Below are 1,388 nucleotides of genomic sequence, written 5' to 3' on the forward strand. Positions count from 1 at the left end.
AATGGATGCATATGGGTATTGTTACCAGAACCCAATTAATTTGGTAGATCCGGATGGGCGGAGTGCCGAGAGTATTATAATAAACAACAATACGGGAGAGGCAACTTATGTGAACGATGGCATTGACAAAGTGTTTGTGACCAACCAAACCGGCTATGATGTTGTAAGTAAATATAAGAGCAGCATAGAAAGTGGTAATACTGCCAATGCAAGTTCGTTGTTAGCTACTATTCAAAGTGGTGGCTATGAATTAAACTTAAACTCAGATATCGGTAAAATTGCACGTACAACATTCGCAGAAATGTCAGGTTTAGGCACTTCAAACGTAGATCGGCAAGTTGTTGCTGAATCAATAGTTAACAGGCACAGCGACGGAAAATCTTATGAAGATATTCTTGTGCCTAGGACCTACAATGCTATAAATAGGGAAGAATATAAAGATCCTTTTGGCAGCATCGACAAGATTAGAACTGAAGCCAAATATTTTTATAAAGCAAACGAAGCGTCCATAACGGGTAACTTGGCAAATTCTTTTTCAGCTGCATTTAAAGCAGTAAAGGGAATAGGATCAAAAATTGAGAGCATGCCAATGTCATATGTTAGCGCACCACGTACTTCAACATATTTCGACGGAACGAGATATGATGCCACAAGGATGAACGTCAATATAACATCAAAAATTCAAGGACTTAAAGGAATCGTCGGCGTATGGACAGCAAAATAAAAACTATATTAATTTTGTACTTCCTTTTGACAGCGTGTAAGCATCAGAAGTTGAACGCGATAGACTCTGTGACTACTGACACGCTGTTTGTGGAATCAAAAAAAACTGTAGACACATTACTTTTAAATGTTGATACGATTAGCAACAACATTTGGCTAGACAAAATCGTGTATTCAAAGTTTCTAAAAAAAAGGAAATTTATCATTGGTCACAGCTTGAGTCACAAAAGTTATATCGCCATCGAAAATGTGACTAATAAAGTGAAAATAGACATTCTAGGTGAAGCAGCAAAAATCAAATATTATCAGTTGAAAAGAAATGAACTCATTACAGCTAAAGACTCGTTTTATAGCTTTGGAAGATTGACGAAAATTTGTTATTCGTTCTTGGTTGCTAAAGATTTGAATTCGGTGAAAACTGAAAAATTTATACTAAATTCAAATAACAACGGAATTAGTTACGACAAAAATTTAGAACTATTTCAAAATAAGGATACCGTCTATTTTAAACTTCTCAAAAACTAAATTTGTTGTTTTTTATGATTGCGAAAACACTAAGAAAAGTTGATTTAGATTTACATATCATAAAATCAACGCAGAATAACTAATAAGCTTTAGAAATCCATTTCGGGCTATGCGTATTGTGCGAATAATCCGGTTATCTA

At 34.8% G+C, this 1,388-nt stretch carries 2 protein-coding genes; both read left to right on the forward strand.

Going from position 1 to position 1,388, the window contains the following annotated elements:
• Positions 1-724 (forward strand): RHS repeat-associated core domain-containing protein (locus tag CHX27_RS00480; protein WP_094484829.1); only part of this gene is annotated, 724 nt, incomplete at its 5' end.
• Positions 725-939: 215 nt separating this feature from the next.
• Positions 940-1,248, forward strand: a complete 309-nt coding sequence (locus CHX27_RS00485; RefSeq protein ID WP_133063367.1) for a hypothetical protein — start codon at positions 940-942, stop codon at positions 1,246-1,248.
• Positions 1,249-1,388: the final 140 nt, after the last annotated feature.

The sequence above is a fragment of the Flavobacterium aurantiibacter genome (assembly GCF_002251775.1).
Taxonomy (GTDB): domain Bacteria; phylum Bacteroidota; class Bacteroidia; order Flavobacteriales; family Flavobacteriaceae; genus Flavobacterium; species Flavobacterium aurantiibacter.